Genomic DNA, 19,842 nt, shown 5'->3' with positions numbered 1-19,842 from the left:
CGAACTCGTCGCCCTGCTCGGACCCAGCGGCAGCGGCAAGACCACGCTCCTGCGCATCATCGCCGGACTCGAATTCGCCGATGAAGGCGCGGGCAGCATCGAGTTTCACGGCAGCGACGTCACCAACCGCACCGCCTACGAACGCAAAGCTGGTTTCGTCTTCCAAAACTACGCACTCTTCAATCACATGACCGTCGCCGAAAACATCGCCTTCGGCCTCCGCGTCATGAAACGGCCTGATCGGCCCTCACGCGAAGACATCGACCGCAGCGTCACCGAGTTGCTGCGCCGCATCGCCCTCGAAGGCTACGGCGACCGCTACCCCACGCAACTCAGCGGCGGCCAGCGGCAACGCGTCGCCCTCGCCCGAGCCCTCGCCGTAGGCCCGCAGGTCCTGCTGCTCGACGAGCCCTTCGGCGCTCTCGACGCCAAAGTGCGCAAAACGCTGCGCAAATGGCTCCGCCAGTTCCACGACGAAACGCGAGTCACCACGCTCTTCGTCACGCACGATCAAGACGAAGCCTTCGAACTCGCCGACCGCGTCGTCATCCTCCACGAAGGCCACATCCAGCAAGTCGGCTCGCCTTCCCAGCTCCGCGAGAACCCGAAAAACGAGTTCGTCGCCGACTTCCTCGACTGCGTGATGATTTGATCCTCATCCCAGGCCGATCCGAACGACGGAAGGCCGTCCTGCCGATCCCAACAGGAAGGTTTTCACTCTCGAATTCTCCGACACCTACCCAGCCACGGGTGGCGCGGCTCCCCCCCACGTCACCCTCATGAAAAAAGCCCTCTTCGGAGGCCTCGGCATCGTCGCCGTGGCCTTCAGCACACCTCTCCTTGCTCAAACCAACGGCACCTGGACCAATGCCACCTCCAACTCCGCCTGGAGCACCACCACGAACTGGTCCGGCGGCCTCGTCGCCGATGGCGTGGATGCCATCGCCGACTTCAGCACGCTCGACATTGCCGCCAACCGCACGGTGAACCTTGGCGCGAGCCGCAGCATCGGCACAATGATCTTTGGCGATGCCACCACAGCCTCGAATAACTGGGCGCTCGCCAATGGCAGCGGCGGGCCTTGGACGCTCACACTCGCCACCAGCAGCGGAGCGCCCGTGATCCAAGTCGTGAACCAAACGGTAACGATCACTGCCTTGCTCGGCGGCACACAAGGCTTCACGAAAAACGGCGCAGGTGCTCTCACGCTGAACAACGCCGCAAACACACTCAGCGGCGGCATTTCACTCGCCGCAGGCACGCTGAACTTCACCAGCGGATCGCTCGGCTCGAACCTCGTGACCTTCACCGCGAATGCCACGCTCGGCTGGAGCGCAGGCAACACGCAGGACATCTCCACGCAGGTGAAGGTGGATGACGGCGTCACCGCCGTGCTCGCCACTGGGGCGAACAGCGTGATTTTAGGCAGCAGCATCCAAACCGGGCCGAATAGCACTGCTTCGATCACCAAGACCGGCGCGGGCACGTTGACCTTCACCGCCGCGCAAAGCTACACGGGCACCACCCGCATCAGCGGCGGGCGAATCGTGCTCAGCGGCATTGACCGGCTCGCGGCGACGAGTTCGCTGATGTTGGGTCAGGGCGCCGGAAGCGGCGTTTTGCAGCTCGGCGATGCCTCAGCGGCTTCGGCGCAGACTTTGGACTCCATCGCTATCGCGGGCAGCGGCACCGCCAACGCCATTGTGGGCGGAAATGCCGCGAATTCGGCGCTAACGATCAACAACAGCGCCGCCGTCGTATTCGCCGGACAGCTCGGTGGAGCCGCAGCGAATGAAAACAACCTCACCCTGACCAAAAGCGGTGCAGCGGCGCTCACCTTGAGCAATGCCGCGAACAGCTTCACCGGCGATGTGAGCATCACCGGCGGTGCTTTGATCATCACGAGGTCCACCGCACTCGGCACCGGCCCCAAAACGATCACCATCAGCGGCACGGTGAATGCGCCCACCTTGCGCCTCGACGGCAGCGGCGGCGATCTGAGTCTTGCCGCCGATCACAGCCTCGTCACGAGCAATGACAACGTGAACAACCCCGCGCTGCTCAACGTGGCCGGCAACAACAGCATCGCTGGAAGCATCTCGCTCACGACCGGCGGCTTTGGCGCTGGCAACACTCGCATCAAGGTCAATGCGGGCACCTTGAGCCTCAGCGGAGCCATTTCGCCCTCCGTGAGTGCTTCAGGACCTGTCACCGTCATCTTCGATGCCGCCAGCGGCACGAGCGGCAGCAGCACGGGCCTTCTCAGTGACAACGGCAGCCTCGTGCTCAACGTGACGAAGGCCAGCGCAGGCGTTTGTAGCCTCTCCGGCAACAACAGCTACACCGGAGCCACCACGATCAATGCAGGCACGCTGCGCATCGACAACCTCGCGGCTCTCGGCAGTGCCACCAGCGCCATCCTGATCGGCTCCACCACCTCAGGCACACTTGAGTATGCGGGTGCAAGCACAGCGACGCTCACACGCGGCATCACGGTGAATGGCGCTGGTGGCGCGACGATTTCCAACACCGGCGGTGCCACGCTCACGCTCTCAGGCACGCATGCCCGCGGCGCACGGCCGCTGACTTATTCGGGTGGCATTTTCGTCGTCAGCGGACGCATCACTGGCACCTCCACCACGAGTCCGCTCACCATCGACAACGCCACAGTGCGCCTCACGCACAACAACAACAGCTACGTCAGCCCCACCATCGTGCAAAACAGCGGCACGCTCATCGCCGCGAACACAAATTCGGCTAGTTCCGCCACGGGCACCGGCAGTGTCACCATCGACGCCAGCAGCACGCTCACCGGCACCGGCTTCATCAACGCGGGCACCGACAACTCGATCTTCATCAACGGCCAGCTCATCGTCGGTGATCCCGCTCTCTCTGCCGCTGCGAATCTCGATCTCGCCACGTCCGGCACCGGCAGCACGATCCTCGGCAGCACCAGCATCCTGCGTCTCGATCTTTTCAGCGGTTCCGGCCTCGGCGACAACTCCGCCAACCCTGCCGCCGCCGATCAACTGCGTCTCCTCGGTGCTCTCGACATCCAATCCGGCGCTCTACTCCGCCTCGGCAATCCCAACAACCTCACCGCCTGGGCCGATGGCGATACCTTCAAGCTCTTCGACTGGAGCGGCCTCACCGGCGTGAGCGGTGAATTTGAGATCGACAGCTCTGAATTGAATCTACCTTCTGACTTCCGACTCGATACCACTCAGCTATACACCTTCGGCACTGTGACACTCATCGTCCCGGAGCCGAGCCGAGCAGTACTCGCGGTGCTCGGCGTCAGCTTGGTGCTGCTCCGCTGCCGGCGCTCGTGAATCACATCGTAACAATCCAGGAGACTCGTACGTCTGGTGATAGCTCAACGGGGCTTGCGCCTTCTCGCAACCCACGCCACAAACGTTCCCCCATGTCCTCCCCCAAAGCACGTTACATCATGATCGGCGGCTTCCTCGGCGCTGGTAAAACCACGACCGTTGGCAAGCTCGCGCACTACCTCAGCGATCAGGGTTTGAAGGTGGGACTGATCACGAACGATCAGGCGGGCAGTCTCGTGGACACGAAGCTGCTGCGCGGCCAGGGCTTTGCCACGGAGGAGATCGCGGGCGGGTGCTTTTGCTGTCGCTTTGGCTCACTGGTGGATGCTGCGGGCAGGCTCGCCGAGGGCGAAAGACCCGATGTCTTCATCGCGGAGCCGGTGGGGAGCTGCACGGATCTCGTCGCCACAGTGACCTATCCTCTCCGCCGAATGTATGGAGATGCCTTCACCATCGCGCCGCTCGCGGTGCTCGTCGATCCGGTGCGCGCGCGTCGTGTCTTCGGGCTGGATGCAGGCGGCAGCTTCTCCAGCAAGGTCGTGTACATTTTCAAGAAGCAGCTCGAAGAGGCGGACATCATCGTCATCAGCAAAAGTGATCTCATCGCTGATGCGGAGCGCGAAGAACTCGTGGTCGCACTGTCTCGCCAGTTTCCCGATTCCAAAATCGTCTGCGCGGCTCCACGTTCGGGCGAAGGGCTCGTGGATCTCTTCACGCAGCTCATGACGGATGAGCAGACGAAGAAAAGCTCCATGCTTGTCGATTACGAAGTCTATGCCGAAGGTGAAGCGCTGCTCGGCTGGCTGAATGCGACGGTCGTTTTGAGTTCAACAGCGGAATTTGATGCCAACCTCTTCCTCCAAAGCCTTGCTGTCTCCGTGCATATGGGCTTACGAGCTGAGAATGCCGAGATCGCACACTTCAAGATGACCTTCAGTCCTGATGACGGTATCGCTGGCGAGCTGGCGAGCATCAACCTTGTGCGCAGTGATAGTATCCCCGAACTAGGCATGGAACTCGATGAGCCCACCGAAGGCGGGCAACTTATCGTTAACCTCCGTGCTGAGGCTGATCCGGCAAAACTCATCGAGATCGTGCGCTTCGCGCTCGATCACACGATCCCTGATTTCCCTGGAATGAAGGCCACGCTGGAGCACGAGGAGCACTTCCGTCCCGGAAAACCGACGCCGACGCATCGTGATGTCTGAGTGCTGCACTGGTGAACATCATCGTGGGGATTGACAACGTTGGTTAGCTCTGCGTAGATAGCGCCGCAGCCGAAGTCGGTGCTCCTTCCTGAGCGCTGGCACGGGGGAACCACCTTCCTGGGGAATCGCAAGAGACACCAGGATGGGGCGCACGAGGACGGGTAACCGTCTGAGGGGTCACTTCCAAGACCTAGCCCGACAGCTAACCTCGCAGGCCTTTTTGGGAGGGCGATCCTCTGCCCGGTGCGTGTGCATCGGGTCCATGGTCTCCCCAGATACACCTGCCTTTGCAGGACGGGAGACCGTCAGGCAAAGGTCGATAAGAGACCATAGACCCATGACACCGACCGCGATCCGCGGCTCCCGTTACCGGAGCCTGACGGAACCTCCTGCCTGCCTGTCCTGCCGCGAGTGCGGCACCCCGATGACACGCGGATGCCTCCTGCAAAACAACGTGTGGGTCAGCCCCACGCCGATGGATCAAACGATCCTCCGCCAGCTCAATGCCTGGGTCTTCGGCGTGCGCCACGAAGCCCGTAAAGTCAGTGCCTGGCGCTGTCCACAGTGTCAGCGTCTGGAGTTCATCACCAAATAAGGCACGATCATGAAAACGCATTTTAACGCTCCTTGGGGGCGACTGCTGACGTGGGCTTCCGTGCTCGTGACCATGCTCATTCTGAGCATCGCTATCTCCGCGCCCTTTTACCTTCACGAACATCCTTTCAGCCATACGATCGTAAGCGGCATCGTGCTACCCATCGGCCTGCTAGGCGGGTCGGCCCTGTTCATCGTTCGTGGCTACACGATCACTGCTGACGCGCTTCTGATACATCGCCCGTTTTGGGACACGAAGGTGCCTCTGGCTATGCTTCAGTCCGTGGAGTCAAATCCAGGCCTGATGATGAAAAGCCTGCGCACCTTCGGCAATGGCGGGCTGTATTCCTTCACCGGCTGGTATTGGAACAAGCAACTCGGCCACTACCACGCCTATGTCACTGATTTGAAGCGGGCCGTCGTGCTGTGTTTCATCACGCGCCGCATTGTCATCTCACCCGATGATCCCGCCGCCTTCGTCGAGGCCATGAAGCCCCATCTCACGCCGCCGTAGGATCGGGCGGAGCGCGGATGTCCTCATCCGCAGCACTCCGAACGCACGCTCAGGCTTCGATTCTTCCATCCAGACGCCACGCACGCACGACCTGCTGCGGATTTGGAAATCCGCGCTCCAGCGATGCCCCGTCACCCATCTCAAAATCTCCAAACTTAATTTTACTCCATGAAAACACTCTTCGAACTCTCGCTCACCTACTGGTGGGTCACACTCATCATTCTCTTCTTCATCACCATCAACATTCTCGGCATCGTCCACATCGGCGAGCAGCAGGTGGGCGTCGTCATCAAACGCTTCGCTCGAACAAGCCTGCCGCCGGGTGAACTCATCGCTCTTAATGGCGAGGCTGGTTATCAGGCGGACACTTTGCCCCCTGGGCTGCACTTCGGCTTCTGGATCTGGCAATATCAGGTGCAGCGTGTGTCCATGGTCGTCGTGCCACAGGGTGAGCTGGCGCTTATCGTGGCGCGCACGGGTGCAGCGATTCCACCGGAGCGAATCCTTGGGCGTGTCGTGCCATGCGATCACTTCCAGGATGCGCGCGCTTTCCTCACGAACGGCGGTGAAAAAGGCCGCCAGCTCGGTGTCATCACCGCGGGCTCGTATCGCATCAATCCAGCGCTCTTCACTGCGCTCGTGACGCGGAACTGCCACGAGCATGGCATCTCGCCTGAGAGTCTGCGCCTCCTGCATGTGGAGCCAGATCGCGTCGGCATCGTCACCACGCTGGATGGTCTACCCATCGAACAGGGTGAGATGGCTGGCCCCATCGTGCCAGGGCACAACAACTTCCAGGACGCGCAGAGCTTCCTCAATGCAGGTGGTAGTCGTGGTTTGCAGGAGCAAATTCTGCTCAGCGGCCAGTGGAACATCAACCCATGGTTCGCCCGCATCGAGCAGGTGGAGATGATCGAGATCCCCATTGGCCATGTCGGTGTCGTTATCTCTTATGTCGGCAAGGTACATGAAGATGTGAGCGGTCCCGACTTCAAGCATGGCGACCTTGTCGAAGTCGGCCACAAAGGGGTGTGGGTGAAGCCGCTTCTGCCCGGTAAGCATCCCATCAACACGCACATCATGAGGGTGGAACTGGTGCCCACGACCAACATCGTGCTGAACTGGGCCAACCGCACGGAGGCTCATCACTTTGACGAAAAGCTCAACTCCATCACCGTGCGCTCACGCGATGGTTTTGCCTTCAATCTCGATGTCTCCCAGATCATCCACATCGGCGCGAATGAAGCCCCGAAGGTCATTTCGCGTGCTGGCTCCGTGCAAAATCTGATCGACCACGCCTTGCAGCCCATCGTCGGCAATTACTTCCGCAACAGCGCGCAGTCCTACACCGTGCTCGACTTCCTCAGCGCCCGCACTGAGCGGCAAAACGAGGCGGCTCAACACATCGCCGCCGCTTTGCGCGAGTATGACGTCGAGGCCATCGACACGCTCATCGGCGACATCACACCGCCCGAGTCGCTGATGAAAACTCAGACCGACCGCAAGCTCGCCGAAGAGCAACGAAAGACCTACGAGATCCAGGAAGCCGCTGAAAAGCAGCGCCAGCAGCTCGTGCGTCAGACATCACTGGCAGACATCCAACATGAGATGGTGAAGTCCGAGCAGGGCGTGCAGATCGCCCAGCTCCAGGCCAGTGCCTCCGTGAAAAAGAGCGAGGGCGAAGCCGCCAGCACCCGACTCCGTGCCTCCGGCGATGCCGATGCCATCCGCGCCACAGGCCAGGCGAAAGCCGAAGCCCACAGCGCCGGTATCAATGCCGTCGGCCAGGACACCTACGCGCTCATGCAGCTCTTCCAGATCATCGCGGAAAAGAACCTCCGCGTCGTGCCCGACGTGCTCGTGAACGGCGGCGGAAGCAGTAGCAACAGCGGCCTCATCGAAGCCCTCATGGCCATGGTGGCGCGTAACTCGAGCTTCCGTGAAGTCACGCCTCCGAAGGTGTAATTGATTTCAGATCCTCTGGCCCAAGCCGCGCTGATGCGGCTTGGGCTTTTGTTGTCATGGCACATCTTCACTTGCGCCCCTCTCCGCTCTCTCAACTGTCGCGTTCCTCTTTTTCATCTTCATGTCCACCGTCACTCTCGGTCTCATCCAAGGAACCACGTTTGCCAGCCAGGCTGAAAGCCTTGCGCGGCATGATGAGCTGATTCGTGAGGCGGTGGGGAAGGGGGCGCAGATCATCTGCCTCCAGGAGCTTTTTAACATTCCCTACTTCTGCACGCGGCAGGATACGGCGCTCTTTGATCTCGCTGAGCGTGTGCCGGATGGACCGACGACGGCTTACCTCGCGAAGCTGGCAAAGGAACTGGGCGTGGTGCTGATCGTGCCGCTCTTTGAAAAGCGCGGTCCTGGTTTATATCACAACACGGCTTCCGTGATCGATGCGGATGGCACGGTGCTGGGCATCTACCGGAAGATGCACATCCCGCAGGACCCAGGGTTCGAAGAGAAGTTTTACTTCACGCCGGGGGATCTTGGCTACCGAGTGTGGAATACGAAGTTTGGCCGCATCGGCGTGCTGATCTGTTGGGATCAATGGTATCCAGAGGCAGCACGACTCACGGCACTGGCCGGAGCGGAAATTCTTTTTTACCCGACGGCCATTGGCTGGCTGAGCAGCGAGAAAGCCGAACTCGGCAAGGCCCAGCATTGCGGCTGGGAGACGGTGCAGCGCGGTCACGCGGTGGCGAATGGCTGCTTTGTCGCGGCAGTGAACCGCACCGGTCGGCAAGATGACACTGAGTTTTGGGGGCAGTCGTTTGTCGCGAATCCATATGGCGAGATCGTGGCAAAGGCTTCTGTGGAGCACGAAGAAGTGCTGATTGTGCCCGTGGACTTGCAGTCAGTAGAAGATTTTCGCCGTATTTGGCCGTTTTTCCGTGATCGCCGCATTGACACGTATTCTCCTCTGACCAAACGCTACCTTGATGAGTAAAGCCTACCCAAAGAACTACCGCCTCCCCGCTGAATTTGAACCGCAGGAGGCTGTGTGGCTGTCATGGCCGCACAACAAAGACAGCTGCCCGAAGACTTTCCACCGCATCCAGGACAAGTTCGGTGAGATCGCCAGCTCCATCTCCCGCTATGAGCGTGTGCGCATCAGCGCGCCGATGCTCAGCCACATGAACATTCGTCTGAGCATCGCCGACAACGAAGGCGATCTGAGTCAGGTGGATATCTACGAGAATCTGACGAATGACGTGTGGTGCCGTGACCACGGGCCGATTTTCATCAAGAATAATGAATCCGGCCAGGTGGCGATCACCGACTGGAAGTTCAACGCCTGGGGCGGCAAATTCCCCTATGAGCTTGATGACCAGATCCCAGCCAAGGCCGCAGCATCGCTGAAAATGGAGCGCTTTGAGTCCGAGTTCACCCTCGAAGGCGGTGCCATCGAGTCGAACGGTAAAGGTCTCCTCCTTACCACCGAGTCTGTCTTGCTCAACCCGAACCGCAATGGCGGCAAGGCGCGCACCAAGGCTGAAGTGGAAAAGGAACTCAAGGCCATGCTCGGCGTGACCGACATCGTCTGGTTCAAGCAGGGCATCGAAGGCGATGACACCGACGGTCACATCGACGATCTGGTGCGCTTCATCCGCGATGACGCCGTCATTTGCATGGTCGAGTCGAAGGAAAATGACCCGAACTTCAAGGTGCTGAAGCAGATCCGCGAACAGCTCGATGACGTGCGTCTGCCCGGTGGTGGTAAGCTCGAGGTCATTGAAGTGGAGATGCCGAACGCCATGGAGATGAAGGACTGGCGCCTCAGCCGCCTGCCTGCCAGCTACGTGAACTTCCTGATCCTGAACAATGCCATCATGGTCCCCATCTTTGGTCAAAAGAAGAAGGATCAATTTGCCGAGGACATCATCGCCGAGTGCTTCCCTGGGCGCGAAGTCATTCCGGTGACCTGCAAAGATCTCGTGACTGAGGGCGGCGCTCTGCACTGCATCGCGATGACGCAGCCGAAGTAAATCCCTTCCAGCATCGATTTTGCGCCGCCACGCTTGCCACGTGGCGGCGTTTTTGTTTGGGTGGAGTCATGCCGAAAGGATTCCCTTTATCGATTATTGTCTGTCTGCTGACCTTGCTCCTGCTGCCTGCGTGCCGCTCGACGAATCGTCTGCTCAAGGCAAAACCTGCCAAGCTTTCACCGTTCTTCGAGCAGCCCGAGCTGGTGATGGACACCAGGAAGACGCTGCCCTTCCAGAAAACCTGGATCATGAAGGAAAAAGCTATGGAGCCTGCGAAGAAGACGAAGCTCTATGTCGCTCCCGTGAGTCTGGAGCATCTGCGGCCGGTGAAGAAAATACTCGTTCGTAATGAGGTCGAGTGGGGCAGCATCAACCGGCGGGAGGAGGAGATGGCCAACCGGCTGCGCAATGAGTTTGCCAAGGCCTTCCTGCGTTCGCCACAGCCACGCTACAGCATCGTGCAGCAGCCGGCGCCGGACACAGTGACACTGGAGATGGCGATCGTGGAACTGAATCCGACGAGCCCGAAGGGCAATGCGGTGAAGACGGCCCTGAAGTTCGTGGTGGGGCCGGTGGCGAGTCTTGGTGGCTACTTTACGAAGGGAAACATGGCGATCGAAGGCAAGGTGCGTGATTCGGCCTCGGGAGCATTGTTTTTCCAGTTCGCTGACAACGAGGCGGACAAGATGACCTTGTACAGCCTGCGTGATTTCAAGCCTTATGGCCATGCTCTGCATGCCATCAAAAAGTGGGCGGAACAATTTGAACTGATGACGCGAAAGCCGCCGGGGCAAAAGCTGCGAGATTCCTCTTTCATCACGCTCTGGCTTTACTGACTTCAGCGCCACCAAGAGGGGAGGCCGGGGAGTGTCTCCTTCAGGATGGCTCGGATGGAGTGCCTTTCCTCGATGGGAAGGTGCGCGCCAATTGGCGCGGGGTTTTGATCGCGCAGGCCTTCGGCCATTTTGTAATAAACGCGGTCTTTGAGCGCCGTCGGGAGCTTTTGCCAGGACTCCGTGTAGAGCATGTAGCTGGCGCGATGCTTGAAGAGGCGGCTGTGCAGATCGAGGTCTTTCAGTGAGGCACCGCTACGGGCTGGTTTCTTGTTGCGGACGAAATCGCGCATGAAATTGGGATCACCGTCGATGCCCTCTCGCGGGAGCTTGGCTTCATCGGAGAAAAGAATATAGCGGGCGAGTTCGTCGGCGAGCGTTTCGACCTCGGGTTTGGCGGAGAAGGGCAGGGAGCCGCGCCCGTCTGCCAGCAGCTTGCGCATGACGTAAGCGGCATGGAAGGTGCGGTTTTCAAAGCCTAGCTGATGTTCGTGAAGGAGGTGGGGGAGTATGTCGCTGGTAGGTAGGAGATGGGCGTCGATATTCCACATTTTGCCGGGCTCGACCGGAGTGGTGTCGAAGCCGCCGCCGTTGCGCGGGGTTCCCATGAGGTTGGCGTGGGTTGTGCCGAGGTGGTGACCGCCGGTGAGATGCCATCCGCCAAAGCGCTGCTCCAGCGGGATGTGATGGCCCTGCTCGTCGCGACGGTAGGTTTCCAAGCTCGCGCCGCTGAGCATCGGCATGAGAGATTCCGCGATGAGTCCCGGCACGCGCCGGGTGGCATTGCCTGCATGGCAATTGAAGCATTTCTCTGAACGCGCGATCAATGGCAGTGGGCCGCCGGGGCGGACGCGCTCGAAAATATAAAAGATGGCCGCCATGGTGGGGTCCATGCTGATGACTTCCACTTTTCCACCGGGGACGAAGCCGACGTAGGTGTCCTCATTGAAGTAAAGCGCACGCGGGTTCCTTGGATTGATGATTTCGCTTTGAAGGGAACTGGCAGAGAAGACGAGAATCTGTGAGGTGACGGGGATATCCAACTCCTTGAGGAGGTTAGAGAGGAAGGTTTTGTCGTCGGTGGTGTCGAGCTTCACCTCACCTGATGTAAGTTTTTTCAAAAGACCGGCGAACCGATCTTCGGGCTCATGTTGGAGGTAATTGTGTGGTGGAGCTTTGAATTCTATGGCGATCTCCTTGGACTTCTCCGGCGCAGCTTTGCCAACCAGCGGAAGCAGGCAAAGGAATGAAAAGTAACAGCGGGGGATCATAGGCATCATTATACGGAGGCGGTGGCGGAAATGTAACGCGCTTTGTCAGGGGCAGTCTTCGCTTGCGCGTGGATTGAAACGTCCCACACTCCACGCCCCTCGCTCCCTCTCCCCTCTATGGCCCACAAGAAAACTGCTGTCGTCACCGGTGCCGCCGGCTTCCTCGGATCACATCTCACTGACCGCTTGCTTGCCGAGGGCTACAAGGTGATCGGCATGGATAACCTGATCACCGGGAATGTCCGCAATATCGAGCACCTTTCTGGCAATCCGGATTACGATTTCATCAAGCACGATGTGACGAAGTTTATTTTTCTCCCTGGCAAGGTGGACCTGATTTTTCACTTCGCGTCACCAGCATCGCCAATCGATTATCTCCAGATTCCGATTCAGACGTTGAAGGTCAGCTCCCTGGGAACGCACAATGCCCTTGGTCTGGCGAAGGAAAAAGGTGCCACCTTCCTGATTGCGTCCACGAGCGAGTGTTATGGCGATCCGCTCGAGCATCCGCAGAAGGAAACATATTGGGGCAATGTGAACCCCATCGGCCCGCGTGGCTGCTACGACGAGGCCAAACGCTTCGCCGAAGCCATGACGATGGCTTACCACCGAGCACATCATTTGGACACGAAGATCGTGCGTATTTTCAACACCTACGGCCCACGCATGAGGCTGGAGGACGGTCGCGTGGTGCCCGCATTCATCGGTCAGGCGCTGCAAGGCCTGCCGATCACGGTTTTTGGTGATGGCTCACAGACCCGCAGCTTTTGCTACGTTTCCGACCTGATTGACGGCATTTTCAAACTTTCTCAGAGCAATTACCACGAACCCGTGAACATCGGCAATCCGCGTGAAATGACCGTGCTGGAATTTGCCAAAGCCATCCTGAAACACACCGGAGTGGACCTCCCTATTATTCATCAAGACCTGCCCACAGACGATCCGAAGGTGCGCCAGCCCGACATCACACTCGCCCGCAAGCTGCTTGGCTGGGAGCCAAAAGTGGAGTTTGAGGAGGGAATCACGAGGACTATAGCCTATTTTCGTGACTTTCTTGCAATCAAGTCTTGATGCATGACACAGTTTGCGAATAAAAAGGATTAATTCACGACCCCCACGTGATCCGACCCTTTTATCAGAGACCGCCCCCCGATCCTATGAAGTCATCCATTCTCCTTGTCCTCGCTACCGTCGCTTTGGTGATGCCTGAATTGCAGGCGCAGACACCTGCTGCCAAAGTGGATATCAAGGCTCCGAAATTTGATCCCATCCCGACACCTCAGTTTCAGGCTGGCAACGTGCCTGACAAAAACTGGCGCCCCAAAACTTGGCTCCAGATCGACATGGAGTTTGACATCAAAGTTCCGCCCGCAGCCGGAGGGCGCAACGGCAGTCTTGCTTCGATGACGGTCAATTACTACTTGGCCATGAGCACCACCACGAAGGACGGAAAGAGAAATGTCCTCAAAGGATCTTTCGAGTATGTAGATATACCAGCTTCTGAAAAATGCCACGCGCTTGCCTTCGTGTCCCCCGCCACTCTTCGTCGAGTGCTTGAAAAAGATAACTTCACTCCGGCAGACGTGACCGGCTGGGGGGTCGAGGTACTAGTCGGTGGCGAACGATTGGCTGGAGATGGAAGCATCAAAGGTCCTTGGTGGGAGGAGAAGGCTGACACTTTGGCGATTTCTGACAACGCCATGTTACCCAAGAAGGATACACCCTTTGCCATCCTCTGGGGTGACTACGATGTCGGTGTCAAGAACAAGTAACGCGGCACGAGCGCAGCAGCAATATAGGCTACGAACTACAAATTTCCGAGCATGGCAGACAGTAAAAGCATCGCAGTCCTGAACCTGGGTTCCCAGCGTCTCTCAGGAGCCATTTTTTCCAGATCCGGGGGTGACCTGGTCTTGAAACGTTACGAATTCGTGGACATGCCGGGTGATCCTACCGTGGACGCCACACGCCTGCCGCAACTCAAGATCGGCCTTCAAGAACTGGCAGCACGACTCAAAATCAAAGGGACTGCGGTATGGTACGCAGTGGCAGGGCACACCGTTTTCAATCGCTTCGTCAAACTGCCACCTGTTCAGGATGATCGTGTTGCACAGATCGTTGAATTTGAAGCACGGCAGAACGTTCCTTTTCCAATCAATGAGGTCGTCTGGGACTATGAATTCGCTTCTGATAATTCTGGCGATACTGAAGTGGTCCTCGTGGCGATGAAGTCCGATGCTCTCAACGAGATCAACGATCAAGTTATCGCTGCTAAAGCCACCACATCAGGAGTCGATGTCGCCCCCCTCGCCCTCTACAATGCCTTCCGCTATAGCTACCCAGATGTCGAGGAGCCTAGTGTTTTGATCGATCTCGGTGCCCGCTCCACCAACCTCGTGTTTGTGGAAAAAGGCCGCTTTTTCATACGCAACTTCCTCGTCGGTGGTGCCTCCATCACATCGGCAATCGCCAAGGAGTTTGGCGTCGGATTCGGTGAAGCGGAATCTCAAAAAACCTCGCGAGGTTTTGTTGCCCCCGGAGGAGCTGTGCAGGATCACTCCGATCCCGAAATTGCCGCGCTTTCCAAAGTCATCCGCAATGCCGCCAGCAATCTGCATACGCAGATCATGCGTACGATCACCTTCTACCGCAGTCAGCAGGGTGGTTCTCAGCCGAAACACGTTTTCATTACTGGCGGTGGTGCCCTTCTTGGCAATATGGCCAGCTTTCTGGAAGAAAAACTGAAACTACCAGTCGAAATTTTCGACCCTCTTCGTGGCGTCCAATTGGATCGTGGAGTCAAATCTGATGCCGCCCACGCAGACTCACCCTTCCTGGGTGAACTGGTGGGGCTGGCCTTACGTTCATCCGGCGGCTGCCCAAGCGAAGTCGAACTGGTGCCCACGGTGGTTGCAAACGCTCGTAACGCCGCTCGCCGCACTCCTGCCTTGCTAATGGCCGCACTGGTTGTTTGGGGTGCTCTTGGTGCAGGGATTGTTTATTTTCAAAACACCGAACGGGTCATCCAGGAAAAGCTCTCCGGGCTGAGCCAGGAGAATTTCCGTCTGAAAGATATCGGTTCTAAAATCGCTGCTCTTGAGATCGAACAATCGCAATATAAAGCACTGAGTGAGCAACTTGAGCAGGCTGTATCCGAGCGCTCGTATTGGGTTCGTCTGCTGACCGACCTGAATTCCAAGTTCGAGAATGACCTTGTCTGGTTGACAGTTATTGAGCCGCTAAAAAACGACAAACCCATCACTCCCCAGCTCGTCACTCAGGAAAGTAACACGGAGAAAAAGGACGATACTGAGCCCGGTGCCGTACCCGTTTACAAAGTCCGTATGCAGGGGCTTTACCGCAAAAACGACGAGGGCGAGCAGGTCGTTTATCGCTATGCTACTGCCCTTGCCAAACTTCCATGGTTTGACATTACCGATTTCGAAGCCAAACGCGCTGAGTATGTCAGCGCCCAGAGCGGCGTCGAGGAAGACCGTTACGCCTATACTTTCAACATCACGCTGCCTCTCAAGCAGCCAATGAAATTCAAAGACTGATGAGCTGGATCCAAGAAAACAAAGTGCCTGCTGCCATTCTCGGCCTCACCGGAGCCGGTGTGGTTGGTCTTGGTGTCGTCTTATTCAACGCCTGGTCTGCGGCATCCGCCGCCCAGGAATCTTATGACGCTGTCAACATCAGCTTGGCCAATCTCAAGAGCGCCCCACTCGGCCCAACACCTGAAAACTTAGCACAAAAGAAAGCAGTTGTGGATGCCTACAAGGTGGCGGTTGGGAAACTCTCAACAGTTCTTTACACACTCCAACCCGAGGACAAGCCAACCACAAACACGGAATTTCAAGCCAAGTTGAAGTCCAAGATTGCCGAGATCAAAAAAGATGGTGCTGGACACCTTCCAGCAGAATTCAATCTCGGTTTCGATCAATACACCAGCGAGTTGCCAAAGTCCGACCAAGTGGCTGCGGAACTCTCCACCTACTTAGATTCAGTGGACAGCATTACTCGACTGTTTTTGAAGAGTGGTATTAAGTCCATTGATCTGCTCGAACGCTCTGCCCTGCCATCTGAAAAAGGCGAGCCAGAGAAACCGAAGCAGCAGGCAAAATCCAAAGCCAAAGGAGTGCAGACTAGACAAGCTCCTGCGCCAGTCAGTATCACCGACCGCAGACAAGTTCGTATCACACTGCGAGCCGATCAGGCGGCAATCCAGACACTGCTGAGTGGTCTCGCCAGCCCGTCAGAAATGCCATTTTTCACTGTCGTGAGACTGCTCCGTATAGAAAATGAAGCACAGGTAGGGCCACCCCGCACAAGTGGACTTGCACCCACCCCGGAACCGCCGCCAGGAGAGACCCCTCCCCCTGGACCTGATGGGGCGACCAAGCCAGTTCCGACTGGCATTCAGCCAGCCTCCCCAGATTCCTTTGTCGTTTTGGGGCGTGAAACCCTGCGCGCCTACATCGAGATTGACCTCGTGAAATTCCTGAATCCTCAGGCCCAGCAGTCTGCTGGTGCCTCAGGTAGTCGTTGACCCAGAATCCCCCTTTTATTTTCGGATCATGCAGAAGAAGAATGGCAATTACGAAAAAGCACTCCTCATAGTGGCCGCGCTCCTCGCCTTTGGAGCTGTGGGTTATATGATTTGGGATAGCCAAAGCCTCTCAGAGCGACTCACTCTAAGAATCGGATCGTCAAAAAACATCCTGAACCCACCTCCCACGGACGGAGTCAATTCGATTATCCAAAGGCTGATGGAGAAAGTTTCCTGGGTCTCGCCTGTCATTAATGGGAAGCCCGTTCCCTTGAACAAATCCATTCTCCTTCTCCAGAAAGGCGATCAATTGTTTGACCTCCAGGTGCCTGAGCCCATGCTCCGCCCACCGATGACCAACGAATTCTTGGTGAAGAACGACCTTCCCAGCATTGAGTCCGCCAACGTGGGGGCTTTGGACCCGGATAATGATGGCTTCTCAAATGAGGAGGAATTTACGGGCAAGACAAATCCTCGTGATGATAAATCTCATCCGCCAGTCACACAGAAACTCTATTTGAAGCAGCGCATCACTCACGACTACAAGATCAAACTCAATAGCAGTTCTCCTCCCTATCAAGTTCAGAGAATAGCCCCGGAGCCGAAGGCTAGTAAGTTTGTTTCTCCTGGTGACGAGTTCGGTTTTGATAAGAACGTAATTCGCTTCAAGGCCCTAGCATTCGAGCAGAAAATCAAGAAAGAGCCAACGACAGGCTTGGAGAAAGATGTTTCCGAGTTGAAGTGTTTGGACATATCCACCAAACGCGAATTCGTTTTGGTTAAAGGTGAGGAGACGAATCTGGCTGATTATGAGGCCGAGTTCGAATTCCGCATCGGTGCACCTGAAGTTCGTAAAGTCAGAGAAGGTGAAACCTTCCAAATCCCTGGAATCGGAGTCACTTTCAAAGTGCTCAGTATTGAAGAAAACCAAGCTGTGATCGTGCAGGACGAGGGTGGAAAGCCCAAAGGCGATCCGATCACTGTAAAAAAAGGATAAACCCAGCTAAAAAAGAGAAAAAACATCTCGCCAAAGACGCCAGAAACCTGATAAACACCCCGGCTCACCGCCAATTTTCCTCTCCTCCCACTTTTTATGACTCAGTTCTCCCGAATGACAAAACACTCAATAGCCTTGATGGTTGCAGCCACGATTCCCATGTCTGGCATGCATGTATTTGCTGGTGATGGCGGCCTTGGCGGAGGCGTTCCTGGCATAGCCGAACGTGAAATTGCCCGCCGCATGGCTCGCATTGAAGATGCCCGCAAGGCAATGGAAAAAGGTGACGAATTATTTGCTCAAGGGGATCATGAGGGCGCTCTGGCCCAGTATCGAGCAGCCAAAGAGATTTTTGACCAACTCCCCAATGCGCCATTTATTCAAGACTGGCGTGATCTAGCCAATCTTAAATTTGCTGATTGTGCTGTAACTGTTGCACGGGAGAAAGCAGCCAAGGGTGATTATGTGGCTGCTCGCAGTTTACTCGGTGAGGCAGTTGCAGCTGTCCCTGGTCACAGGAAAGCCCTCTTGTTTGCAGCTCAGCTTGATGATCCAGATCGCTGGCCTCCAGCCCTTACTCCTGAACACGTTGATAATGTTGGTAAGGTAGGCAAGGGGTTGCTTTTGGCCGCCAGTTCTGTTGAGATCGGCAATTATGATAAAGCCTTGGCAGAGTATGAAGATGTCTTGCGCATCGACCCTTATAACACCGCTGCACGTCGTGGCATGGAACTCGCTGAGCGTAAACGTGCAGATTATTTTGACAGTGCTCGTGATCATAATCGCATACGCATGTTAAATATTGTCAATGAGGCTTGGGAGCACAAACCTGCAGTTAAAGGATTCCAAGTGGAAAACACACTCGGCGGCGGTAAGGCGCCGACAGTATATCTGAGTCAGAAGATGCAGAAGATTGTCTTCCCTCAGGTTCAGTTTTCTGGAGCTAGTATCGAAGAGGCTGTCGAATTCCTACGCGTCAAAAGTCGTGATCTGGATGTTTTCGAAACGGACCCTGCTCGTAAGGGTGTCAATATAATCCTCAAGCCGGGTGAAAGCGCTCCAACCGCATCAATCAGTCTCGATCTCAAAGATGTGCCAATGCAGGAAGCACTCCGCTATGTGACTGAACTGGCTGGCATGAAGTATAAGGTAGAGCCTTTCGCGGTTTTGATTGTTCCCGTCACTGAAACGACTACAGAGCAATTTACGCGCATCTATAAAGTTCCACCAGATTTTGAATCTATGAGTTCTGGTGGTGGTGATGCTGCAGCTCCTGCGGCTCCCGCTGATCCTTTTGCTGCAGGTGGTGGTGCTGCAGCGACTGCTACCGGGTTGACTAAACGTCAAAGCGCTTTGGAAATTCTTAGGGGGCAGGGCATTTTATTCCCAGATGGCGCAACAGCTGTTTTCAACAAAGTTACATCTCAACTCATCGTCAAAAACACACAGCCTAATTTGGATCTTGTAGAAGCATTTGTGGATTCGATTATCAATCAGATCACTAAACAGGTGTATATTACAACCAAGTTTGTTGAAGTGACTCAGAAAAACACCGATGAATTAGGTTTTGATTGGTTGCTCGGTGGATTTGGAACCAACTCAGATACAGTCGTTGTTGGTGGAGGTACCGATGGTAACTGGGGGGGGAATGTAAGTTATACAGGTTCAGTTGCTGATTTGGTTACTGGTGGAGCAATAGCTCCAGTTACCCGAGGGCTTCGTACTGGTAGCCGTGCTATTCGTGGTGATAGCGTAGATTCACTTTTTTCACCGACTGACGCTAGTGCTGACACCGTTGCCCCTGGAGTGCTATCGATCGCGGGCATTTTTACCGACCCACAATTTGGAGTGGTTATTCGTGCGCTCTCTCAACGCAAAGGTGTAGATCTAATGAGTGCTCCAAGTGTTACTACCAAAGGGGGGCAACAGGCCACTGTTGAGGTTATCCGTGAATTTATATATCCTACTGAATTCGATCCACCACAAATTCCGACAAATGTCGGCGCAACAACTGGTGCTGGCGGTGGTGGTACCGCTGGAGCTATCCCTGTGACACCAACAACTCCAACTGCGTTTGAAATGAGGCCAGTTGGGGTGCGTATGGAGGTGGATCCTGTGATTGGAGAAAATGGTTCGATTGACTTGAATCTCCTTCCGGAAGTTACGGAATTTGATGGTTTCATCAATTATGGCAGCCCAATCTATAGTGTTCAGCCTCTGACTGATGCCTTTGGTATCACCATAGGATCTACGCAAGTTGAGCTTACGCCGAATATTATTAATCAGCCTATATTTTCGACCCGAAAGGTCAAAACTTCAGTAACTGTCTGGGATGGCCAAACAGTTGCGCTGGGCGGCTTGATTCGCGAAGACGTTCAGGATGTCGAAGATAAGCTACCAGTGTTCGGCGATATTCCAATTTTAGGGAGGCTATTCCGCTCGGAAGTTGAAGATCACTTCAAGCGCAACTTAATGATCTTTGTTACCGCTGTTTTAATTGATCCAGCTGGCCAGCGTATTAAAGCCCAAGGCTCTGGCGGAGCGGAAAT

The 19,842-nt window shown here is 56.3% G+C and carries 15 protein-coding genes, 1 pseudogene and 1 riboswitch; of the genes and pseudogenes, 15 read left to right on the top strand and 1 reads right to left on the bottom strand.

Features of this window, described 5'->3' with window-relative positions:
• The 9 genes and pseudogenes from AC6FTP_RS18885 to AC6FTP_RS18845 all read left to right on the top strand — a co-directional run.
• Positions 1-634, top strand: a pseudogene (locus tag AC6FTP_RS18885) (sulfate/molybdate ABC transporter ATP-binding protein); the annotation flags it as partial.
• Between the two features lie 145 nt (positions 635-779).
• Positions 780-3,332 (top strand): beta strand repeat-containing protein, encoded by a 2,553-nt coding sequence (locus AC6FTP_RS18880; RefSeq protein ID WP_497208467.1) that lies wholly within the window; start codon positions 780-782, stop codon positions 3,330-3,332.
• A 92-nt stretch (positions 3,333-3,424) separates the two neighbouring features.
• Positions 3,425-4,540: a GTP-binding protein gene (locus tag AC6FTP_RS18875; protein ID WP_497208466.1), complete on the top strand. Its 1,116-nt coding sequence runs from the start codon at positions 3,425-3,427 to the stop codon at positions 4,538-4,540.
• A 57-nt stretch (positions 4,541-4,597) separates the two neighbouring features.
• Positions 4,598-4,772: riboswitch (cyclic di-AMP (ydaO/yuaA leader) on the top strand.
• Between the two features lie 105 nt (positions 4,773-4,877).
• Positions 4,878-5,135: a hypothetical protein gene (locus tag AC6FTP_RS18870; RefSeq protein ID WP_497208465.1), complete on the top strand. Its 258-nt coding sequence runs from the start codon at positions 4,878-4,880 to the stop codon at positions 5,133-5,135.
• A 9-nt stretch (positions 5,136-5,144) separates the two neighbouring features.
• A complete protein-coding gene (locus tag AC6FTP_RS18865) occupies positions 5,145-5,648 on the top strand; it encodes a PH domain-containing protein (RefSeq protein WP_497208464.1) in 504 nt (167 codons plus the stop codon).
• Between the two features lie 168 nt (positions 5,649-5,816).
• Positions 5,817-7,613 carry an SPFH domain-containing protein gene (locus AC6FTP_RS18860; RefSeq protein WP_497208463.1) on the top strand — a complete coding sequence of 599 codons (1,797 nt, stop codon included), beginning with the start codon at positions 5,817-5,819 and terminating at the stop codon, positions 7,611-7,613.
• 121 nt (positions 7,614-7,734) lie between these two features.
• Positions 7,735-8,604, top strand: a complete 870-nt coding sequence (locus tag AC6FTP_RS18855; protein WP_497208462.1) for a carbon-nitrogen hydrolase — start codon at positions 7,735-7,737, stop codon at positions 8,602-8,604.
• Positions 8,597-9,643 carry an agmatine deiminase family protein gene (locus AC6FTP_RS18850; protein ID WP_497208461.1) on the top strand — a complete coding sequence of 349 codons (1,047 nt, stop codon included), beginning with the start codon at positions 8,597-8,599 and terminating at the stop codon, positions 9,641-9,643. The genes AC6FTP_RS18855 and AC6FTP_RS18850 overlap by 8 nt, the downstream gene beginning before the upstream one ends.
• Before the next feature lie 68 nt (positions 9,644-9,711).
• Positions 9,712-10,479 carry a DUF3313 family protein gene (locus AC6FTP_RS18845; RefSeq protein ID WP_497208460.1) on the top strand — a complete coding sequence of 256 codons (768 nt, stop codon included), beginning with the start codon at positions 9,712-9,714 and terminating at the stop codon, positions 10,477-10,479.
• A 2-nt stretch (positions 10,480-10,481) separates the two neighbouring features.
• Here AC6FTP_RS18845 and AC6FTP_RS18840 read toward each other — a convergent pair whose 3' ends face one another.
• Positions 10,482-11,747 (bottom strand): hypothetical protein, encoded by a 1,266-nt coding sequence (locus tag AC6FTP_RS18840; protein WP_497208459.1) that lies wholly within the window; start codon positions 11,745-11,747, stop codon positions 10,482-10,484.
• 117 nt (positions 11,748-11,864) lie between these two features.
• Here AC6FTP_RS18840 and AC6FTP_RS18835 point away from each other — a divergent pair, with 117 nt between their 5' ends.
• The 6 genes from AC6FTP_RS18835 to AC6FTP_RS18810 form a co-directional block, all read left to right on the top strand.
• A complete protein-coding gene (locus AC6FTP_RS18835) occupies positions 11,865-12,818 on the top strand; it encodes a UDP-glucuronic acid decarboxylase family protein (protein WP_497208458.1) in 954 nt (317 codons plus the stop codon).
• An 86-nt stretch (positions 12,819-12,904) separates the two neighbouring features.
• Positions 12,905-13,519, top strand: coding sequence for an Amuc_1102 family pilus-like protein (locus tag AC6FTP_RS18830; protein ID WP_497208457.1), 615 nt, complete (start codon positions 12,905-12,907; stop codon positions 13,517-13,519).
• Between the two features lie 51 nt (positions 13,520-13,570).
• A complete protein-coding gene (gene mul2B, locus AC6FTP_RS18825) occupies positions 13,571-15,304 on the top strand; it encodes an Amuc_1101 family PilM-like pilus complex protein (RefSeq protein WP_497208456.1) in 1,734 nt (577 codons plus the stop codon).
• Positions 15,304-16,296, top strand: coding sequence for an Amuc_1100 family pilus-like protein (locus AC6FTP_RS18820; RefSeq protein WP_497208455.1), 993 nt, complete (start codon positions 15,304-15,306; stop codon positions 16,294-16,296). The genes mul2B and AC6FTP_RS18820 overlap by 1 nt, the downstream gene beginning before the upstream one ends.
• 28 nt (positions 16,297-16,324) lie before the next feature.
• The gene (locus tag AC6FTP_RS18815; protein ID WP_497208454.1) at positions 16,325-17,293 is read left to right on the top strand and encodes an Amuc_1099 family pilus-like system protein; all 969 of its coding nucleotides are present in this window, start codon (positions 16,325-16,327) and stop codon (positions 17,291-17,293) included.
• Between the two features lie 96 nt (positions 17,294-17,389).
• On the top strand, positions 17,390-19,842 hold a 2,453-nt coding region (locus tag AC6FTP_RS18810; RefSeq protein WP_497208453.1), incomplete at its 3' end, for an Amuc_1098 family type IV pilus outer membrane protein.

The sequence above is a fragment of the Prosthecobacter sp. genome (assembly GCF_044378005.1).
Taxonomy (GTDB): Bacteria; Verrucomicrobiota; Verrucomicrobiia; order Verrucomicrobiales; family Verrucomicrobiaceae; genus Prosthecobacter.
Note: the sequence above shows the minus strand (reverse complement) of the source record. Positions and strands in the feature narration are given on the sequence as shown.